19 protein-coding genes are annotated in these 19,158 nt (G+C 59.6%); 1 reads left to right on the forward strand and 18 read right to left on the reverse strand.

Annotated features, from left to right (window positions below):
- From LGN17_RS28620 to LGN17_RS28700, 17 genes are all read right to left on the reverse strand, one after another.
- Window positions 1-1,179 carry an acetyl-CoA C-acyltransferase gene (locus LGN17_RS28620; protein ID WP_069261046.1) on the reverse strand — a complete coding sequence of 393 codons (1,179 nt, stop codon included), beginning with the start codon at window positions 1,177-1,179 and terminating at the stop codon, window positions 1-3.
- A 14-nt stretch (window positions 1,180-1,193) separates the two neighbouring features.
- Window positions 1,194-3,275: a 3-hydroxyacyl-CoA dehydrogenase NAD-binding domain-containing protein gene (locus tag LGN17_RS28625; RefSeq protein ID WP_226200337.1), complete on the reverse strand. Its 2,082-nt coding sequence runs from the start codon at window positions 3,273-3,275 to the stop codon at window positions 1,194-1,196.
- A gap of 223 nt (window positions 3,276-3,498) precedes the next feature.
- Complete coding sequence (locus LGN17_RS28630) at window positions 3,499-4,263, reverse strand: enoyl-CoA hydratase-related protein (RefSeq protein ID WP_226200339.1); 765 nt, start codon at window positions 4,261-4,263, stop codon at window positions 3,499-3,501.
- A 47-nt stretch (window positions 4,264-4,310) separates the two neighbouring features.
- Window positions 4,311-5,075, reverse strand: coding sequence for an OmpW/AlkL family protein (locus LGN17_RS28635; protein ID WP_226200340.1), 765 nt, complete (start codon window positions 5,073-5,075; stop codon window positions 4,311-4,313).
- 184 nt (window positions 5,076-5,259) lie between these two features.
- Window positions 5,260-6,282 (reverse strand): 4-hydroxy-2-oxovalerate aldolase, encoded by a 1,023-nt coding sequence (gene dmpG / locus LGN17_RS28640; RefSeq protein ID WP_226200342.1) that lies wholly within the window; start codon window positions 6,280-6,282, stop codon window positions 5,260-5,262.
- 12 nt (window positions 6,283-6,294) lie between these two features.
- A complete protein-coding gene (locus LGN17_RS28645) occupies window positions 6,295-7,245 on the reverse strand; it encodes an acetaldehyde dehydrogenase (acetylating) (RefSeq protein WP_226200343.1) in 951 nt (316 codons plus the stop codon).
- 29 nt (window positions 7,246-7,274) lie between these two features.
- Window positions 7,275-8,054 (reverse strand): 2-keto-4-pentenoate hydratase, encoded by a 780-nt coding sequence (locus tag LGN17_RS28650; protein ID WP_226200345.1) that lies wholly within the window; start codon window positions 8,052-8,054, stop codon window positions 7,275-7,277.
- A gap of 96 nt (window positions 8,055-8,150) precedes the next feature.
- Window positions 8,151-9,776 (reverse strand): 3-(methylthio)propionyl-CoA ligase, encoded by a 1,626-nt coding sequence (locus tag LGN17_RS28655; protein WP_226200347.1) that lies wholly within the window; start codon window positions 9,774-9,776, stop codon window positions 8,151-8,153.
- Between the two features lie 80 nt (window positions 9,777-9,856).
- On the reverse strand, window positions 9,857-10,699 hold the full coding sequence (locus LGN17_RS28660; RefSeq protein WP_226200349.1) for an alpha/beta fold hydrolase: 843 nt from the start codon (window positions 10,697-10,699) through the stop codon (window positions 9,857-9,859).
- Between the two features lie 15 nt (window positions 10,700-10,714).
- Complete coding sequence (locus tag LGN17_RS28665; RefSeq protein ID WP_226200350.1) at window positions 10,715-11,587, reverse strand: VOC family protein; 873 nt, start codon at window positions 11,585-11,587, stop codon at window positions 10,715-10,717.
- A complete protein-coding gene (gene hcaB, locus LGN17_RS28670; RefSeq protein ID WP_105819066.1) occupies window positions 11,584-12,432 on the reverse strand; it encodes a 3-(cis-5,6-dihydroxycyclohexa-1,3-dien-1-yl)propanoate dehydrogenase in 849 nt (282 codons plus the stop codon). Before hcaB ends, LGN17_RS28665 begins: the two co-directional genes overlap by 4 nt.
- Entirely contained in the window at window positions 12,433-13,644 is a 1,212-nt protein-coding gene (locus tag LGN17_RS28675; RefSeq protein ID WP_226200353.1) for an NAD(P)/FAD-dependent oxidoreductase, read from the reverse strand.
- On the reverse strand, window positions 13,641-13,964 hold the full coding sequence (locus LGN17_RS28680) for a bifunctional 3-phenylpropionate/cinnamic acid dioxygenase ferredoxin subunit (RefSeq protein ID WP_006752837.1): 324 nt from the start codon (window positions 13,962-13,964) through the stop codon (window positions 13,641-13,643). The genes LGN17_RS28675 and LGN17_RS28680 overlap by 4 nt, the downstream gene beginning before the upstream one ends.
- Window positions 13,965-13,975: 11 nt before the next feature.
- Window positions 13,976-14,524, reverse strand: a complete 549-nt coding sequence (locus LGN17_RS28685) for an aromatic-ring-hydroxylating dioxygenase subunit beta (protein ID WP_226200354.1) — start codon at window positions 14,522-14,524, stop codon at window positions 13,976-13,978.
- Window positions 14,514-15,836: an aromatic ring-hydroxylating oxygenase subunit alpha gene (locus LGN17_RS28690; RefSeq protein ID WP_105819062.1), complete on the reverse strand. Its 1,323-nt coding sequence runs from the start codon at window positions 15,834-15,836 to the stop codon at window positions 14,514-14,516. The genes LGN17_RS28685 and LGN17_RS28690 overlap by 11 nt, the downstream gene beginning before the upstream one ends.
- A gap of 362 nt (window positions 15,837-16,198) precedes the next feature.
- Complete coding sequence (locus tag LGN17_RS28695) at window positions 16,199-17,224, reverse strand: helix-turn-helix domain-containing protein (protein ID WP_226200356.1); 1,026 nt, start codon at window positions 17,222-17,224, stop codon at window positions 16,199-16,201.
- Between the two features lie 55 nt (window positions 17,225-17,279).
- Window positions 17,280-17,933, reverse strand: coding sequence for a TetR/AcrR family transcriptional regulator (locus tag LGN17_RS28700; RefSeq protein ID WP_105819060.1), 654 nt, complete (start codon window positions 17,931-17,933; stop codon window positions 17,280-17,282).
- A 439-nt stretch (window positions 17,934-18,372) separates the two neighbouring features.
- Here LGN17_RS28700 and LGN17_RS28705 point away from each other — a divergent pair, with 439 nt between their 5' ends.
- Window positions 18,373-18,564, forward strand: coding sequence for a hypothetical protein (locus tag LGN17_RS28705; RefSeq protein WP_226200358.1), 192 nt, complete (start codon window positions 18,373-18,375; stop codon window positions 18,562-18,564).
- A 175-nt stretch (window positions 18,565-18,739) separates the two neighbouring features.
- On the opposite strand, the gene LGN17_RS28710 is transcribed toward LGN17_RS28705, so the two are convergent.
- Window positions 18,740-19,027, reverse strand: a complete 288-nt coding sequence (locus LGN17_RS28710) for a hypothetical protein (protein WP_226200359.1) — start codon at window positions 19,025-19,027, stop codon at window positions 18,740-18,742.
- Between the last annotated feature and the right edge of the window lie 131 nt (window positions 19,028-19,158).

Genomic DNA, 19,158 nt, shown 5'->3' on the forward strand with positions numbered 1-19,158 from the left:
TCAAAAAACCTCGAACAACCCCGCTGCGCCTTGGCCGCCCCCGATGCACATCGTAACGACGACATATCGAGCACCACGGCGCTTACCCTCCAACAGCGCATGCCCGACGAGGCGCGCGCCGGAAACACCGTACGGATGTCCCAATGCAATGGCGCCGCCATTGACGTTGAGGCGCTCCATCGGAATGCCGAGCTTGTCGGCGCAGTAAAGCACCTGGACAGCGAATGCCTCGTTAAGCTCCCAAAGGCCGATGTCATCGACCGTTAAACCGGCCTTCGCAAGCAGCTTAGGTACGGCGAACACCGGCCCGATACCCATTTCGTCCGGCTCACATCCGGCAACGGCAAAACCCCGGAATGCGCCGAGTGGCTGCAGGCCGCGGGCGGAGGCCAGCTTGCCGTCCATGACGACAGCAGCTGATGCACCATCGGAGAACTGGCTCGCATTACCGGCCGTAATCACGCCACCCGGCAAAGAAGGACGAATTTTCGAAAGGCCTTCCAGCGTCGTATCAGCACGGATGCCTTCATCGACAGACACCGTGACTTCGCGTGTGCCGAGTGCTCCGGTCTTCGCGTCGGCGACACCCATCACTGTGGTGATCGGCACGATTTCGTCCGCAAACCTTCCGGCGGCAACGGCATCCGCCGCCCGCTGCTGGCTTCGAACGCCATACTCGTCCTGACGATCTCTCCCAATGTTGTAACGCCGGGCGACGGTTTCAGCGGTTTGCAGCATGCTCCAGTAGATGGTGGGCTTGTGCTTCTCAAGCCAGCCGTCGTTCAGCATGTGTCGGTTCATTTCCTGCTGGACACAGGAAATGGATTCGACACCACCCGCAACGAAGATATCGCCTTCACCGGCAATCACACGCTGCGCGGCCGTCGCAATCGCCTGCAGTCCAGAGGAGCAAAAGCGATTGATGGTTGCACCTGGCACGCTCGCCGGGCAGTCTGCACGCAATGCGATCTGCCGCCCGATGTTCCAGCCAGTCGCGCCTTCCGGAACGGCGCAGCCCATCAGAACGTCCTCGACTTCACCCGGCTCGATGTGCGCACGCTCGATCGCGTGTCTGACCACGTGCCCGCCGAGCGTAGCGCCGTGCGTCATGTTGAACGCGCCCTTCCAGCTCTTCGCGAGTGCCGTCCGAGCGGTGGAAACAATCACTGCTTCAGTCATATTCGTGCTCCACATCAATCGTTGAAACCTTTGCCCGCTTCGACCAGCCGCTCGAGCAACGGGGCCGTTTGCCACGCTTCGCCGCGATACCCCTTGCCGTAGCGGCGCGTCGCTTGCGCCACGTTGTAAAGGCCTACGGTGTCGGCATAGAACATTGGACCGCCGCGAAAGATCGGAAAGCCGTAGCCCGTGAGATAAACGACATCGATATCGGATGCTTTCGATGCGATGCCCTCTTCCAATATCCGAGCACCTTCGTTCACAAGCGCATAGACAAGACGCTCGACGATTTCCTCGTCCGAAATAACACGCCGCTCCAGACCAATATCTCTCGATTGCTGGACGATCATGTCATTGACAACCGGTGACGGATACGCCTTGCGATCGCCCGCCTTGTAGTCGTACCAGCCTGCACCAGATTTTTGGCCGAACCGCCCCATCTCACAGAGCAGATGGGTGGTCTTCGAATACACGATATCCGGCCTTTCCACCGCATGGCGCTTGTGGATCGCCCAGACGATGTCGTTGCCGGACAGGTCGAGCATGCGGAACGGGCCCATCGCAAAGCCAAACTTCTCGATTGCACGATCGATCTGTTCCGGTAGCGCGCCCTCGTCCAGCAGATAGCCTGCTTGGCGCAGGTACTGATTGATCATCCGGTTACCAATGAAGCCGTCGCAAACACCGGACACCACCGCCGTCTTGCCGATCTTCCTGGCGAGACTCATGACTGTCGCGAGCACGTCGTGGGCGGTCTTCTCACCTCGTACGACCTCGAGAAGTTCCATCACGTTGGCCGGACTGAAGAAATGCATACCGACCACGTCGTAAGGCCGCTTCGTGAACGCGGCGATCTTGTCCACGTCCAGGGTCGAGGTGTTCGATGCCAGGATGGCTCCACGCTTTGCGACGGCATCCAGCGCCCGGAACACACTTTCCTTCACGCTCATTTCCTCGAACACCGCTTCAATAATGAGGTCGGCGTGCCGGAGGTCGTCATAGGAGAGTGTCGGTGTCAGAAGGGACATACGCTGCTCGACCTGTTCCTGCGTGAGCTTGCCCTTTCTGGCGTTGTCCTCGTAGTTCTTGCGGATCGCCGCGACACCGCGCTCGAGCGCGTCTTGCCGCGTCTCAAGAATCGTGACCTGGAGGCCCGCACTGAGAAAGTTCATCGCAATGCCCGCTCCCATCGTGCCCGCGCCGACGACAGCCACTTGCGTTACCGTCCGCACCGGTGTGTCGCGCGGCAGGTCTGGAATCTTCGCACCAGCACGTTTTCCGAAGAAGGCGTGACGAAGCGCTCGGGATTCCGATGTGTCCATCAGTTCCATGAACAGCTTGCGTTCGAACTTGATCCCATCGTCGAAGGCTTGCTGCACGGAAGCCTGCACGGCGTCGACACATTTGAGCGGCGCCGGAAAGTTGCGGCTCGCAGTTGCAATCGTGTTGCGCGCGAATTGCAGGAATCCGTTCGGATTGACATGCTCGATGCGGCGATCCCGCAGCCGCGGCAGTTCGTTCCGGTCCGCAGCCTGTTGTGCAAACCGCACCGCGCCTGTCAGCAGGTCGCCATCGATGATCAGGTCGAACAGGCCAGTGTCTGCCAGTTTTTCCGAGCGTACGATTCGGCCGGATACGATCATGTCGAGCGCTGCCTCGAGACCGACGGCCCGCGGGAGGCGCTGCGTCCCCCCTGCTCCCGGAAGAACGCCGAGCTTCACTTCAGGTAGTGCAATCTGCGCACCCGGTGCGACAACACGAAAGTGGCAACCCATTGCCAACTCCAGCCCACCGCCCATGGCCACCGAATGGATGGCGGCGACAACCGGCTTGGCGCTGGATTCGATCGCTCGTATGACCGTATGAATGCTCGGTTCCTGCGTTGCTTTCGGCATGCCGAATTCCCGGATGTCCGCTCCGGCCGAAAAGCCGCTGTCTGCCCCAGTAATGACAATGGCCCGTACGCCCGCGTCCGCTGCTGCCGCGGCCATTGCCTCGACGATGGCGAGACGTGTCGCGTGCCCGAGCCCATTGACCGGCGGGTTGTCGAGTGTGATAACCGCCACGTCGTCGTGCACCCTGTAGTGTGCTGTCATGTTCCCTTCCTTTGAATGTGCGACGCACGGGACGGGGTACCCCGTCGTCAGCAAATAGGTTGAATTCGACTGGCCTCCCGAAAATTGCGATGCGTCGAGTGGCCCGCTAAAACCACGCAGATTTCCGCCTAGCCACGATTCCAATCGCCGCACGTCGAAATCAGGGGCTCGCCCCATGGCGGCCTCATGCGGACGAGTGTCAGTGTTACTTTTATCCATCACGTTATTGAAGCTTCGAGAAATCGGGACGACGCTTTTCCTTGAACGCGGCCAAGGCTTCGCTGCATTCGTTCCCTGCCAATTGCTTGTCGATCGCATCGAATTCCGCGTTCATTTGATCGATGACTCTCCTGCGCTCACTCATCAACCGTTTCGTCGCTCTGACCGCGCCCGGCGCCTTCGCAGCGATAACCGCCGCGATCGCCTTCGCTTCGGCTCGAAGCCGGTCAGCCGGCACCGATCGATTAGCGATTCCCCATTCCACGGCGGTCTGCGCATCGACAGAGCGGCCGAGCGCGATCATCTCGAACGCACGAATGCTTCCGATCCGCAACGGAAGCAGGTAGCCCGACGCCGCTTCAGGAACGAGCGCCAGGTCGACAAACGGCGCGCTGAGTTGCGCGTCGTTCGCAACGATGACGTAGTCGCAATGCAACAGCATGGTGGCGCCGACACCAATGGCTTTCCCCTGTACGGCGGCCACGACGGGAATCTCCATCGTCGCCAGACATCGGAGAAACCGCGCACCGCGGCTCTTGCCGATGCCGTCACGAATTGCTTCGGCGGAAAATTCGCTCAGGTCGCTTCCGGCCGAGAACGTGTCACCATCAGATTGGATGAGGACGGCGTTCACGCGCTCGTGCGCAGTTGATTCAAGCGCATCCGCAAGCGCGCCGTACATCGCACCGGTCAACGCATTCTTCTTTTCTGGCCTCGATATCGTGACGATCAGCACCCGCCCGTCAACTTGGACTTTTATGTCGTCCACGGTGAAATCTCCTGTTTCGCTATACCCATTCAGACTCGATCCGCCGCTCAAAATCGATAGGAAACCCCAACGAATCCGATGATTGGATTGGCCGTGATTCGCGCCGTGTTGCTCAAAACGGTCGTTCCGTTGGCGCTGACTGCATCGAATTTTCCGGTCGTCTTTAGCGGGATGTAGGTGATCGATCCCAGCACGGACCATCTACCGTTGAGGCGATACGTCACGCCGGCCGTGAAGGCTGGGTTCCACGACGAGCTGGCCGATGCATCAACCCTTCCACCCGGTCCGGCAAATTGACCCAGTGCCCCGCTGAATGCGGGATGAACCTGGACGGAGCTGAACCACGTGTAATTCACGCCGACACCCAGGAATGGGCGCCACACACTGTCCTTCTTTCCAAAGTAATACTTCACGAACACTGTGGGCGCCCACACCCGTGCCGTCACCAACGGCTTCAGATCACCCACGGGCATTGCCGGCCCCTGGGGCCCAAGGGGGGTGGCGACCCCCTGGGAGAAAAAATTCAGCTTCGGGGGAAATCCCACGGCACTTTCGATCGCAATATGCTCCGTTGCGAAGTAGGTAACGAGGAACTCTCCCGTGAAGGTGTTATGAATTTCGGCGCCTGTTCCAGGAGAAGTGAAAGTGCCGAACTGGGAACTGCTTTTCAGTTCTTGAGAGCTCGATTGCCTCATGTCGATCCACGCGGCGCCACCGGTTACCACAACGCTTCCCGCCTCCTGTGCGTATGCCGTACCCGCGAGACCGCACATCGAAATCGCCAGCGCGATCGAATTCAGTTGCTTCCTCATACTTCGTCTCCTCCGTTTTACGGCGACCTCAGTCCCGAAAGGTGCCGACCGGGCTCTCAATGGCCATCATTCGTCGGCATTTATTTAGTATCACGAATTACATAACGTACTTCTCCGGGTATTTCTGTCGATCGAAACTATCTCGCTTGAGCGATCCGCAGCTATCCGCGGACCACCAAGTTCCCTACGACTGTCGAGCGCGAAGAAGGTCGAGCGCCACGTCGACGATCATGTCCTCCTGCCCGCCAACCATGCGGCGTCGCCCCAATTCGACAAGGATGTCGACGGCCTTCAATCCGTATTTCCGAGCGGCGCCTTCGGAGTGGCGAAGGAAGCTCGAATAGACGCCTGCATAACCCAGCGCCAGCGTTTCGCGATCGACACGAACGGGCCGGTCCTGTAGCGGACGAACGAGGTCATCGGCAGCATCCATCAGGCTATAAAGATCACATCCGTGATTCCAACCGAGCCGTTCGGCCGCGGCGATAAACACTTCGAGCGGTGCGTTTCCGGCACCGGCGCCCATGCCGGCAAGGCTTGCATCGACGCGGTCGCAGCCTTCCTCGACGGCGACGATGCTGTTGGCGACGCCAAGGCTCAAATTGTGATGGGCATGAATGCCTGTCTCGGTCTCCGGCTTCAACACGTCCTTGAAGGCGCGAAAGCGTTCGCGTACGTCGTTCATTCCCAGTGCACCACCGGAATCGACGACGTAGCAACACGTCGCCCCGTAGCTCTCCATGAGCTTCGCCTGCTGTGCAAGGTCGCGCGGGGTGGTCATGTGGCTCATCATGAGGAAGCCCACCGCCTCCATCCCGAGCTCGCGCGCGTACTCGATGTGTTGTTTGGAGATGTCGGCCTCGGTGCAATGCGTGGCTACGCGGACAATACGAGCGCCAGCGTCATAAGCGGCACGCAAATCGTGAATCGTGCCGATCCCGGGCAGGAGCAACGTCGCGACCTTCGCGTGCTTGACCGTTTCCGCCACCGCGGCAATCCATTCGAGATCGGTATGAGCGCCGAATCCATAGTTGAAACTCGATCCTTGCAGCCCGTCTCCATGCGCCACCTCGATCGAATCGACTTTGGCTTCGTCGAGCGCTTTCGCAATCGCCGCCGCCTGTTGCACACTGTATTGATGACGAATCGCATGCGAACCGTCTCGCAGCGTCACGTCGGAGATGTACAGTTTTTTGCCGAGTGTCATGCCGTGTTTCCCCTAGGTCGTAGCATGGGCGACCATCTCGGCGGCCATGCGCTCAGCACAAGCCTTCGCCGCGGAGGTCATGATGTCGAGATTGCCGGCGTAGGACGGCAGATAATGCGCGGCGCCCTCTACCTCGAGGAACACCGAGGTTTTGAGCCCTGTCATACGCGCGCCCACACCCGGGATATTCAAGGGTGCATGGGCTTCTATCCGATCGAATTGCACCCGTTGCTTGAGGCGATAGCCGGGCACATAGCGATTGACGGCGGCGACCATGTCCTCGATCGACCGCTCCACCGCCTCTTCGTCGGCCGGATCGGACAGACAATAAACCGTGTCACGCATGATGAGGGGCGGATCGGCCGGATTGAGGATGATGATGGCTTTCCCCTTTGCCGCGCCGCCAACCTGCTCGATCGCTTTGGACGTCGTCTCCGTGAACTCGTCGATGTTCGCGCGCGTGCCGGGCCCAGCGGATTTGCTCGAAATGGAGGCAATGATCTCGCCGTAATGCACTTTTGCGACGCGCGACACCGCTGCCACCATCGGAATGGTCGCCTGGCCGCCGCACGTCACCATGTTGACGTTCAGCGTATTGACGTGCGCGTCGAGATTCACAACCGGCACGCAGTACGGGCCGATCGCGGCCGGCGTCAGGTCGATCATGCGAACGTTTGGCTTGAGCCCCCGCAAGAATGCGTCGTTCTTCACATGCGCTGCCGCGCTCGTCGCGTCAAAGACGATATCGATATCCCCAAACACCGGCAGGCGCGTAAGCCCCTCGACGCCTTCGTGCGTCGTCGCGACGCCCATGCGTGCCGCACGCGCGAGACCGTCGGAAGCGGCATCGATGCCGACCATCGCCCCCATCTCGAGATGATCACCGTGTCGCATGATTTTGATCATCAGATCGGTGCCGATGTTGCCCGACCCGATGATCGCGACTTTCAACTTGCCTGCCATGGATTCTCCCGCTCGTTAAAATCGATCGCCTACGCAGCGATACAGGAAACTTTGCCTAGCCCGCCGACTTCCAGCTGCAATGCGTCGCCTTCGCGTACAGGGAACATCGGCCCCAACGCACCCGACAGCACGACATCGCCAGCGCGAAGTGGATCGCCGAGTTGTTGCATCGTCCGGGCGAGCCACCAGGCGGCGAGTAGCGGATGGCCCAGGCAGGCAGCCCCATGCCCCTCCGAGACAAGCTCGTCCGTTTTCAGGAAGCGCATCTTGCAAGTGGCGAGATCGAGATCGGAAATGCGTTTCGGATCCGTGCCCAGGACGTAAAGGCCGCACGAGGCGTTGTCCGCCACCGTATCGACGAGCGTGATGCTCCAGTTCTCGATCGCGCTGTCGACAACCTCGATCGCGGGCAATGCGTACTCGATGCCATGCAGGAATCGGCCCCAGCTCAGTTCCTCGGTCAGGTCGCGCCCGATGACGAAAGCCACCTCGCCCTCGGCCTTGGGCTGAATCAGGCGACTAACCGGAATGTCTGCGCCGCTGACAAACTCCATATCCGTGAACAGGACGCCGAAATCCGGCTGGTCGACCCCGAGTTGTCGCTGGACCGCAACCGATGTCAGGCCGACTTTCTTCCCGCAAATTCGTTTCCCCGCGTCGATAGCACGGTTCGTGTTGATCGCCGCTACCCGATACGCGTCGTGCAGACCCTCGATCCCGAACCTTTCCGAAATCCTGGAAACCGGGATACGCGTACTGCGGGCTTCGTACAAGGCATCCGCGGCTTGCTGAATAGAAGAATTAGCCATACGTCCAAACCTCATCTACCAAGATCTCCGGCGCGGACTGACGTTCGTTCCGCAGCCTTGGAATAGGTGGTGTGTTTCATCAATAAGCTTCGAAATTCAGGCCGTCGGCAATCGATGCTCCTTGAACTGCTCTCGCAGTGCGGCTTTTTGAAATTTCCCGGTCGCGGTCATGGGCATGGCGTCGACGAAAACCACATCGTCCGGAACCCACCACTTCGCAACCTTTCCTTCAAAAAACTGCAGCAATTCATCTCGACTGACATTCGCGCCGGCTTTTTTTACCGCGACCACCAATGGGCGCTCGCCCCATTTCGGATGGCGCACGGCAATGCACGCGGCCATATGTACCGCTGGGTGAGCCGCTGCGATGTTCTCGATGTCTATCGACGAGATCCATTCACCTCCGGATTTGACGACGTCCTTGCTGCGGTCGGTGATCTGCATGTAGCCATCCGCATCGATCGTCGCTACATCGCCAGTTGGAAACCAGCCATCCTGCAGCGGCGACGTGTCGTTGCCGTAGTACGAATCTATGATCCACGGGCCGCGAACAAGCAGATCGCCCGCCGTCTTGCCGTCCCAGGGCAACTCGTGACCCTGGCCGTCCACGATCTTCATGTCTATGCCCGGAATCACGGCACCTTGCTTCTCGAGAACCTTTTCTTGCCCGGATTCGGAAAGCCCGGCATGCTGACGTCGCAGCGTGCAGCTGGCGCCCATCGCCGATGTCTCCGTCATGCCCCAACCATGAGCCACGTCGACACCCAATTCCCTGAAGGCGCGAATCATCGATCGGGAGACGGCCGACCCGCCGATACCTGTTCGACGGAATGTCGAAAACTTCAGATCGTTCGATCGCACATGCTCGAGCAGGCCGAGCCACACGGTCGGCACGCCCGCGGAGTAGGTAACCTGCTCGCCCTCGATCAACTCGTAGAGGGAAGCGCCGTCGAGCCTTTGCCCCGGAAGCACCAGCTTCGCGCCGACCAAAGGCGCGGAATACGGCAGCTCCCATGCATTCACGTGAAACATGGGAACCACCGGCATGATGACCTCCGACGCCGAACAATTCAGCGAATCGGGCAATGCGGAAGAATAGGAATGCAGAACGGTTGAACGATGCGAGTACAGCACACCCTTCGGGTTGCCGGTCGTACCGGACGTATAGCAGAGGCCCGATGCGAGGTTCTCGTCCAACACTGGCCATTCGTAATTTCCATCCTGCGCACCGATCAATTCTTCGTAGCAGAGCAAGGAAGCCTTGCTAGCGGCGGGCATGTCCTCGCGACCGGCCATCATGATCCACGCGTTGACGCCTGGGCACCGTCCTGCGATTTCCTCGACGAGAGGCAGGAATTGAACGTCGAAACACACGTACGTGTCTTCGGCATCGTTGACGATATGGACGATCTGCTCGGGAAACAATCGTGGATTGATGGTATGGCAGACCGCACCCGCCCCTGGCACGGCGTAGTAAAGCTCCAGATGGCGATAGCTATTCCATGCCAGTGTGCCGATGCGATCGCCTTGTCGCACGCCGAGCGCCTCCAACGCCTGGGCCAGCTTACGCGCGCGGAGTTCGCACTCCCGATAGGTATAGCGATGAATGCCGCCGTCACTGCCGCGCGAAACAATCTCGACGCCGCCGCTATATCGCGCCGCGCGCCTGATGATCGAAGAGATGAGCAGGGGCGTACTCATCATCCGGCCTGTCATTGCCATGGAAAATCCCAGTTAGGTCGTGATTCAACAGCCGTCGGCGTCGTATTCCCGTCGGCCGCCCTGCGCTTCTCGCGCGCTCGTCAACGCTCTTCCGAGAGGAAGGACGAAACGACTCGATTGAACCGATCCGCCCATTCCCATTGCGCCCAGTGGCCGCACTTCGGAAAGGTGTTGAGTTGCGCATTGGGAATACGCTTGACATAGATCATTCCGGTATCGAGCGGAACCACGCGGTCCTCTCTGCCCCAAATGATCAGTGTCTGGTGCGGCAGCGTCGCAAGGCCCGGGTCTCGCCAGAGTTCTTCGATCGGTTGTCCGGATTCCAGGCGCATCGGCGGCTGCGCAATGATGCGCGGATCCATTGCCGCCTCAAGTCTGCCCTTGACCAGTTCATCGGTGATCGCCGACTGATCGAACAGGCTCTCGCTGATGAAACTCTTCACCTTTTCCGCCGTAATGCCATCGCCCTCATAGGCGGTCGCCAACGTGCGGATCGCGGGCGTGGGCCATTGGCCAAGCGTCGGGAAGCCGCCGGCCGGTCCCATCAGCACGAGCCGGCCGACACGGTCCGGAGCAGTCAAGGCCATCTTCAGGGCAATCATTCCTCCGAGCGAATTACCGATGATGTCAGCCTGCGTAATGGACAAAGATTCCATGAGACTGAGAATCGAGTTCGCCCACCAGCCAGGAATCGATACGCCAACCGGCCTCATGTCGGATTTGCCCCACCCGGCGAGGTCCGGCACGATGACACGGTGGCTGCGCGCGAAGAACGGCGCGTTGCGGCTATAGTTCGACCAACCGGACGCACCCGGCCCCGATCCCTGAAGCATGATGAGAGCCGGACCTTCGCCCGCCTCCTGGTAGTGGATTCGGGTGCCTTCGAATTCGACAAAGGCGCTGCGGAAATTCACTTCACTCATGTTGTTCTCCCAATCTCACTGGCCGGTACGGTGATGGCCCCACACGCTGATCCGATCGTGATTCACCACCGTCCACGACGCGTCGACACTCACCGCTCCCGCACCGTATTCGACTTCGAATCCTGACGGCGTTCTCGCGTAAAAGGACACCATCTGGTCATTGGTGTGGCGACCCAACGTCATCGTGACCGGCACGCTCTGCTGCTCTGCGCGATCGAGCGCGAAGCCGACGTCGTCGATCGACGGCACCTGCAACATGAAGTGCTGGAGGCGCTTCGGCGCCGGCATTTCGGCGAAGGCCAACGTGTGATGCCTCGGGTTGCAGTGAAGGAAATGCAGTTCGAGCGTGCGGTCGGGACCGATCGGCATCGTGATGATGTCGGATAGCTTGAAGCCCAATCCCTGGCAGTAGAATTTGAGTGCTGCTTTGAGGTCGGGAACGAGCAGCACGATATGCCCGAGCCCTTGGTCGCCGGTTTCGAAACCGTCGACCACCGCCGATCGAAACGGTGCTTCGCCGCGTTCGGTCGCCCCCCAGTACAGTTCCACCGGCAAGCCGGACGGATCGGCGCAACGTGCCAGCCCGCGCACCTGCCGGCAACGTGCGAGTTCGCCGGAATCGCTTTCGACGCTGTAACCCAGGTCCCGCAGGTGTCCGGCCATATGCGCGAGTGCTTCCGGCCCTTCCAGTTCGAATCCGGCATAGGCGATGTCATCGCGCTCACCTGGTTCAACCGAAATCCGCCAGAGACGGTTATCGATGCGGTAGCGATCGCCGGACGCGCCATTTTCTCCGGGCATCAAACCCAGGAACTCGGTCGCGTACCGTTTCCAGGCGGACAAGTCGGAAGCGTCGATTCCGATATAACCCAACGATTGCACCTTCATGCGACTGTCTCCTGATTGATTGCAAGTTTTTCGAGCAAGCCGGCTCCACCCCGGCAATCGATAAACCCTTGAACGGCCAACCCACCGTCGTGTCGCAGGACCGTTCCCGTCGCCGGCACGTTGTCTTCGCGCGACGCAAAGAAAACATAGGCGCCAGTGTAGTCGGCCGGAGTCGGCAGATGACCGATAGGCACCACATGGCGCGCCATTTCGACGAACGGCTCCGCCGGAATCGTGGCATCCGAGAGTCCGAGCGACTTCACGCCGCTGAGGTTCGTGATCATTCCCCCCGGAGCAACGGCGTTGACGCGGACGAACGGCGCCAATTCGAAAGCGAGTTGCGTAACGATGCCGCGAATTGCGTGCTTGCTGGCCGTGTAGAGGACGCCGCCACCGTCCGACTGAAACGACGCGTTCGATGCCGTAAAGATCAGACTCCCGCGACTTTCGGCCAGCGCTTTCAAAGCGGCCTTGGCGAGCAGAAGATAGCCCTTCACGTTCACGGCGAACAATTCGTCGAACGCCGAAGAGAGTTTGTCTTCCGAGAGGTCGACCAGTGCGGTCTTGAAATCCCAGATCCCGGCGTTCCCGATCGCGCAATCCAGGCGGCCGAACTGAGCGACCAATCCATTCACTGCGCGAAGGTTGTCCTCATACGACGTAACATCGCCCTGGAAGCCCATCACAGCATTACCGAGTGCATCGCGGATTTCGGCAATCCGATCAGCCGAGCGGTCAAGCACGCCTACCCGCGCGCCCTCCGAAACGAACCGCTCGACGATGGCGCGGCCCAGGCCAGATGCGCCGCCTGTCACCAGCACGACCTGGTTTTCCAGTTTTTTCATTTAGTTTACCTTGTAGCTAAGCAAGCTGCGAAGCTCGGTAGAGGAATCGGCCAGCAGATTGGTCTGCACCGCGATTCGCGACTCGACGAGCCGTTTGGCCGTTGCGTATTCACGCGGGGCGTCGACTGTCGCAACGCCTGCCACCCGTCCGTTCGATACGCGGAATACGGAAAAGGACGCGCCTGACTCATCGCCCCGAATAACCATCTCTCCCGAGCCGGTGAGATCGCCTGCAAGTTGAATCTTTCGCCCGGCGATTTCGGTCCACGAAAGCGCGGTCTGAGGCTGCTCGTTCACGCGCCCGATCATTGCGCATGCTGCGACGGCCGCCTGCGCCTGGCTGTTGAGAAAACTCTCGAGAGAGCGGCGCCCGCCTTCTACGAGCGGCCACGAGGCAACGTCACCGGCAGCGAAGATTCCAGGAATGGTGCTGCGGCCAGCGGCATCGACGACCACGCCGCGCATACACGCCGCACCTGCGGCTTGTGCGAGTTCGTCGCATGGCTGGGCTCCCACACTCAGGACAACGACGTCAGCCGGCAAGTACGCGCCGTTCGACAATCTCACGCCGCGCACCCGTGCATGGCCTTCGATCGAGGCGACCGTCGCGGATCGATGAACGACCACACCGAGTTGCTGGAGTTGGACCCGCGCCCAAAGCCCCATCATTCGCCCGAGCGCGCGCTCCATCAGTTCCTCGCCAGACTCGACGACAGTGACCGCATGCCCTGCCTTCCGCGCGGTGCTGGCGACCTCGCACCCAATCAGGCCACCACCGATGACGACGATCTCGCTCTGCGCCGCCAGCGCGTCTCGAAGCGCGAACGCATCATCCAGCGCACGTAGCGTATGGACGCCTGGCAACGACACGCCGGGCAAGTCGACCTTGCGAGCCCGGGCGCCGGTCGCCAGCAAAATGCCGTCGGTCGCCACCGACGTGCCGTCGTCAAGCGCGAGTACGCCTCCGTCAATCGACACCGCGCGCGACCCTCGACGCCAGTCGAGCTCCAATGTATTCAGGTCTTCCGTCGAGCACAGCGCCGGCGGAGCGCCCCCGCACAGTGCTTCCTTCGATAACGCAGGTCGCTCGTACGGGTGCTGAACCTCCTCGCCGACCAAGATGATTCTGTCGCTATACCCATTGGCACGAAGCGTCTGCGCCGCGCGTACACCGGCGAGGCCCGAACCGACAATCGCAAGCGGCTGTTTCATATGCCGGCCTCAGGTTCAAGATCGATCAGTACCCGGTCACCCACTACCTTGATCGGAAACACCTTGACGTCGCGTATAGCCGGCGGAGCACAGACCTTCCCGGTCTTCACGCAGAACTTCGCCATATGCAAGCTGCATTCGATCAGGCCGTCATCCAGATAGCCGTCTGACAAGGACCAGTCGCCGTGGGGACACTTGTCCTCGATCGCGTAGAAATCTCCGTCGATCTTGAACACGGCGACCGCCTCGGGTCCGGCATCAATCCTCAACCCGGCGTCGCTCGGGACGTCCGACACTGAGCAAACATCGGTAAACGACATTGCGCTCACCCTCAAAGGAAGAAACTGAGGTTGTTCGCGAGAAACGTCGTCTGATCGAGCAAGATGCGCCGACTGACGATCTGAAATCCCGCGTCCGTATCGACGCAGCGCAGGCGATCGTGGCGTTCCCCAATCAAGTAGTCGGTTTGTCGTTCCGACCTGTTGCGATATGCGAGGAAGTTCGAGCGGACGAGGTATTCGCCCTGCCCGGCAGCGCTTGCGCGGACGTTCGTGATCAGATGCCGCGTGTGAGACGGTGGCTCCTCGGCCCATGCGGCGCCCGATTGGAGTTTGCGTAGACGAAGCTTGAGGTTTTCCTTGCTTTCGTCGAAATACGCGAGTTCATCAGGACTGGTCCATTCCACTTTTCGCTCGCGCGGCCCCACGTTGCGGCGGATCGGCATCACGTAACGGAGGTCGTCGGCCATCAGCTCGATCCACGCCGCGATGTTCCTGCCGTCGAGAAGCTCGGCTTCGAGAAAGAGGAACTGTTCGATCGCAAAGTGCTCTGCTGCCGAAACAGCGTTCGCGCGCGTCGCGGCGATTTCGTTAGCAACCATGGCCGGCCTCCTTGGCGCACGTATCGCGTTGCGTCGGAATACACATCAACTTGAGCCAGTGGCTATAGAGTCGCCGTGCGGCCTCCTCGCTGTAGCAGCCCTCGACAGTGCCGGGGAACGCGGGATCCGCAGCGGGATTGATATCCTTACCCATCTGAATGCTCATGGTGGTACGGCGCGCCTGATGTCCGCGCAGCACACGCTGGATCTCGACCCAGTTCTCGCCGTCGTCCTGTTCCCAGGTTCCAGCCGGAGAGAAAGTACGCAACGTGGCTTGCCGGAGTTGCTCCTTCTCGGCAGGTGAAGCGTCGGAGTCGACCAGACAGAACGCCCAGACCTCGATTTCGCCAGGGCCGCGCGGATGCCAGACACGGCAGCTGTGCACGCCTCCGAAAAATGAGAACGTGGGAAACACGGTCATGTGTTGCGCGGTCACCGCGCTCACGCCCGCATTGTGAGCGGCATGCCGCTGAGCAAGGGCCACCGAATCGTATCCCGGCTCGCGCTGGCCAGCCTGCGACACAATCCAGTCTTCATGAAGGCCCGGCGCAAGGAAAAAGCCCGTGCCATGTCCTTGGTCCGATAACAGTTGACGGCCCGGCAGCGGCAGCTCCTTGCCCGCATACTCCGGTGTTGTCGCGACTTGCACAGACACATGCGACATGACCCCGTGGTGCATATCGCTGGCGAATTGCTCAGCGGCAAGTTTCCAGTTGCAGGGGATGACCCACTTGTAGATCCCGCCGATCGGCTCCGTACCGGCAGGCGACCGATCGAGCAGTGCGTCCAGGTACAGAGCAGCTTCGCCGAGCGATTCTTTCAGCGATTGCGCATGCTCGTCCCAGTTGGCGAAGATCAGGCCCTTGTAGCTTTCAACTCGAGGGACGCGCCTTGCAGGCCACTCTTCCTTGTTGAAACACGGCCCGTAGTGCTCCTCTGACGGGACGTTCACGAGAGCGCCGTCAATCCCATAGGCCCAACCGTGGTAACTGCATGTGAATGCCTTTGCGTTGCCCTGATCCGCACGGCAAATCTTCATGCCGCGATGACGGCACTGATTGAGCAAGACGGCGACCGACCCGTCCTTTTGCCGAACTGCAACGACGGGATCTTCCGCCATGTACGTGGAGAAGAAATCCCCGGTCTTGGGAATATGTTTCTCGTGAGCGATGAACAGCCACGACCGCCCGAAAATGCGATCCAGTTCCTGCTCGTAGATACCCTGGTCGGAGTAGACCAGCGGACTGATCGTCCCCGCCTCTTCGTCGAACAGCGCAGAAGCAGGATGGCCTTGAATGGTGGTATCAGGCACTTGCGTCTCCTAGATAGTTGCCCATGGCGAAGCATCGGCTCTTATTGCGGTATGCGGCCGTTGGTGTAAGCGTCGCGCGCATTTCCGTTACAGGAACAATAGGCGTTCTCGAACTGTCCGCCTTTGCTCACAGCGCGGAAAAGCTTTGCTTGTCGGGCAGCGACATCCGCGGATCACATGGCGATGCTTCGCGCGACAGCATCGATGGACGATGCTGCCGGCTGCAGAGTGGAAACGTTGGGAGGGATGCCCGGTGTGACGGCATGACGAGCGTCATGCCGCAGAGGGCGATGGACTTTAGTTGATCGCGCGTTCGCGCGGTGGAACGTGGTGCGTCAGCGCGGGCACGGGCACGCGGATGCTCACATGACTTCCAGCTGGACGCCCCTTTCAGCGTCGACTGACGAAAGGCCCTCGCGGCGGATACGATCTCTCAGTTGGCCCGGACTTTCGCCAAATCGATTCTTGAAGGCTCGATTGAAGTGGCTAATGTTCTTGAATCCTTCTTCGTACGCAACCTGGCAAATTGTTTCCTTAACCTGGCTTCTGAGAAGCAATCGTCTTCTGCATCGCTCGAGTCGCTCCGCGATGATCCACTCCGTTACCGTCGTCTGACATTGAGCGAAGAGTTCATTCAGGCGACGCACGCTTATGCCCATGGCGCTTGCGATGGAGGATGGGGTAAGGGTGTCGTCGTGCAACCTAGCGACGATGTGAGATTTGATCCGCTGCAGAGTCGCGCGACTATACATCGTTGCACGCCCCTCTCTCGCCACGACCGAACTGGCGCTTACCGCCGCCACGATGAGATCCAGCAAGCTGCTCTCCAACCACGGGACGCTATCGCCTGCAATCGAGTTCGCCGACTCGTATGTGGTCAGCAGCGTTCTCAACAGCACATGCATGATCCCGTGCCGGCTATCGAATTTTCTGTCTACCGCATCCTGAAAGATCACGCGTCGAATGTGTGATTCGATTTTCGGAAGACGTACCCATAGCCCATCAAAGCCTGCCGAGAACTCCATCCGGCTAGGATGCTCCGGGCCGATGAGCGCAATGTCGCCCTCGGCCAGCGTGTAGTAGCTGTTCCCGATCTCGCATGACAGTTGACTTGCCAGAACGACAACCAGAATCAACTCGTCCTGCCCTCCTCTGCCGCTTTTCGAATCTCGACGGATTCCAAACGGACGACTGGAGGTCGCCGCCTCGGAGCGCAGCATTTCAATGCTGCTTAATCGGCGCCTCGTAATCTTTCCGACCGGCTCAAGCCGATTCCGGGAAGCCTCGAGTTCCAACCGCTCGCCGTCAAACGCCTCGCACAACCGCTGCGATGTCAGACGCTCGAAGTCTTGTGGATCGGACGACAACTGTTGAACAGGTGCGTACATGTGTCTCCCCCATCATTAGTGGGTCATTTACGTTGTATTCCCTTCTCGTGCCGCGCTACTGTGGAGCGTAGCTGAGCGCCCTCCAGACAGCCTTCGTCGCAGCGCGAAGTGCTTCATCGTCTGAAGATGCGCCATGTGCCGGCCGGACTAAAACGATCAAACCGGCCAAATGGGAGTACAGCAGACGACCGCGTAATGCGCACTCCCGCGGTGTAAGCGATCGATTGATCTTGGCCAGCAATCGAGCGAACGTCTCCTGAAATCGACGGTTGAAACTTGCAACCAAGTCTCGGGCAAATTCTTCGCGCTCGGCCATGCTCCAGACTTCCAGGCAAAATGGTGCAATGTGTGTGCCACGCTTGACCAACTCGTCAAAGGCGATATCTGCGATGGCATCTAGCCGAGCCTCCGGCGATAGATCATCGTCGTCGACCACACTTTCATAGAGCGTCAGATATCGTGTTGCCACGGCCTCCGACGCCGCTCGCAAAAGGTCTTCTCTGGTCGGAAAGTAGTACTGCAAGGTCGCCAGGTGGATCCCAACATCGCTCGCCACGCGGCGCAAGGCGAACCCGACGTTACCGTACTGCGCGAGCACATTGATCGCGGCCTCCACGATTTCGGGGATTCGTGTCGTTCTGTTGCCGCGGCGCTTTGGCTCGTCGGCCAACTCTTTGGCCCCTGTCAGTTCAATCGCCAGTTCCCTCATCTTTGACCTCTTGCCGGCAGCCGCCGGTGTGCGCTTCGGACAGTCCAACCGCTCAAATATCGACCTTCCCTCGACCGAGCGATCGCAGTCAGTTCATCGGTCCTCGCCCAAGCCACCATGACGAGCAACCACCTTGTCACAAAGAATATGTCACGCGACTGATAATTACCAGTCAATCGAGCACACGAAGATCGGACCCCATCAATATTTCTTCTATTTATCAGGTTGATAGGTGATTTTCATAGGGGTCGCGACATTGATATATCAGTCGCATGACTGTATAAATCAGTCATTAGACTGATAATTACCGCCCGACACCAGCCTGGGAGTCAAGTTACTCGAGGGCAAATCGGAGCACCCGCGCCTTGACGGTACCGCATGTGCCAAGGTGCGGACTCACAAGGTGGTCGAGTCGCGGTGACGGGTCATGGAGAGTGCGATGAACTACGACGGGTATTGTTTGCGCAGGTTGATCGACAAGTGGCTTGCCCCCTCCGACACGTCACCGATTCGCATCAAGCGCTTCCAGCTCAGCGACAAGGTATATCGCGAAGGACGCTGTGTCTGTGTTGAGTTCGCCAACCCTGGTCGATCGTTGTCGATATTTTTCTTCCGACACGATGACGGCTGATGGTATGTATTTCCCCCAGCAGCAACACGACCGGCGATGCGCGCCGCTTGACCTGATGACTGAGTTCCCAGATAGCAGTCGCGCACCGCCCAATGCTCAGCTCTACTTACTATTCATCGAGCCAGGAGCCGTCCGGATGCGGGATTACTGCTGCACACTGGCCATCACACCGCTGTTACGTGAACTGTTTCGCCACCTGGCCCGCGGAGAACCGGCTTACCAGGGTGGGAGCAAAACGGAAAGAGTAGGGGCCGTGTTGCTGGACCAATTGGCGGAGGCAAGTGGCCGCAATCTCGTCGAAATCAGCCATCACCATATTGGCAAAGCGCTTCGCCACCTCGTCGACACCATGCTGCGGAACGTGAAGCCAGCGCAAAAAACGGACGTAATCCCGCTTGGCAGAGCCCATCTTCTTATTCCCCCCGAAGTCACCGCATACGCTCTGCGGCATTTTGGCTTTCACTCTAAAAATCTCTAACAAAATGAGTGTTCGGGGGCTGTTAACCCGCCGCGCGTTTTGTTAACCTCTTCGTTGTTTCGCTGACGAGGAGGCCATGGCCAAACCGATACTCGATGACGAACTGTGGTCACTGA

This window comes from Burkholderia sp. AU30280 (assembly GCF_020420125.1).
In the GTDB taxonomy this organism is placed as follows: domain Bacteria; phylum Pseudomonadota; class Gammaproteobacteria; order Burkholderiales; family Burkholderiaceae; genus Burkholderia.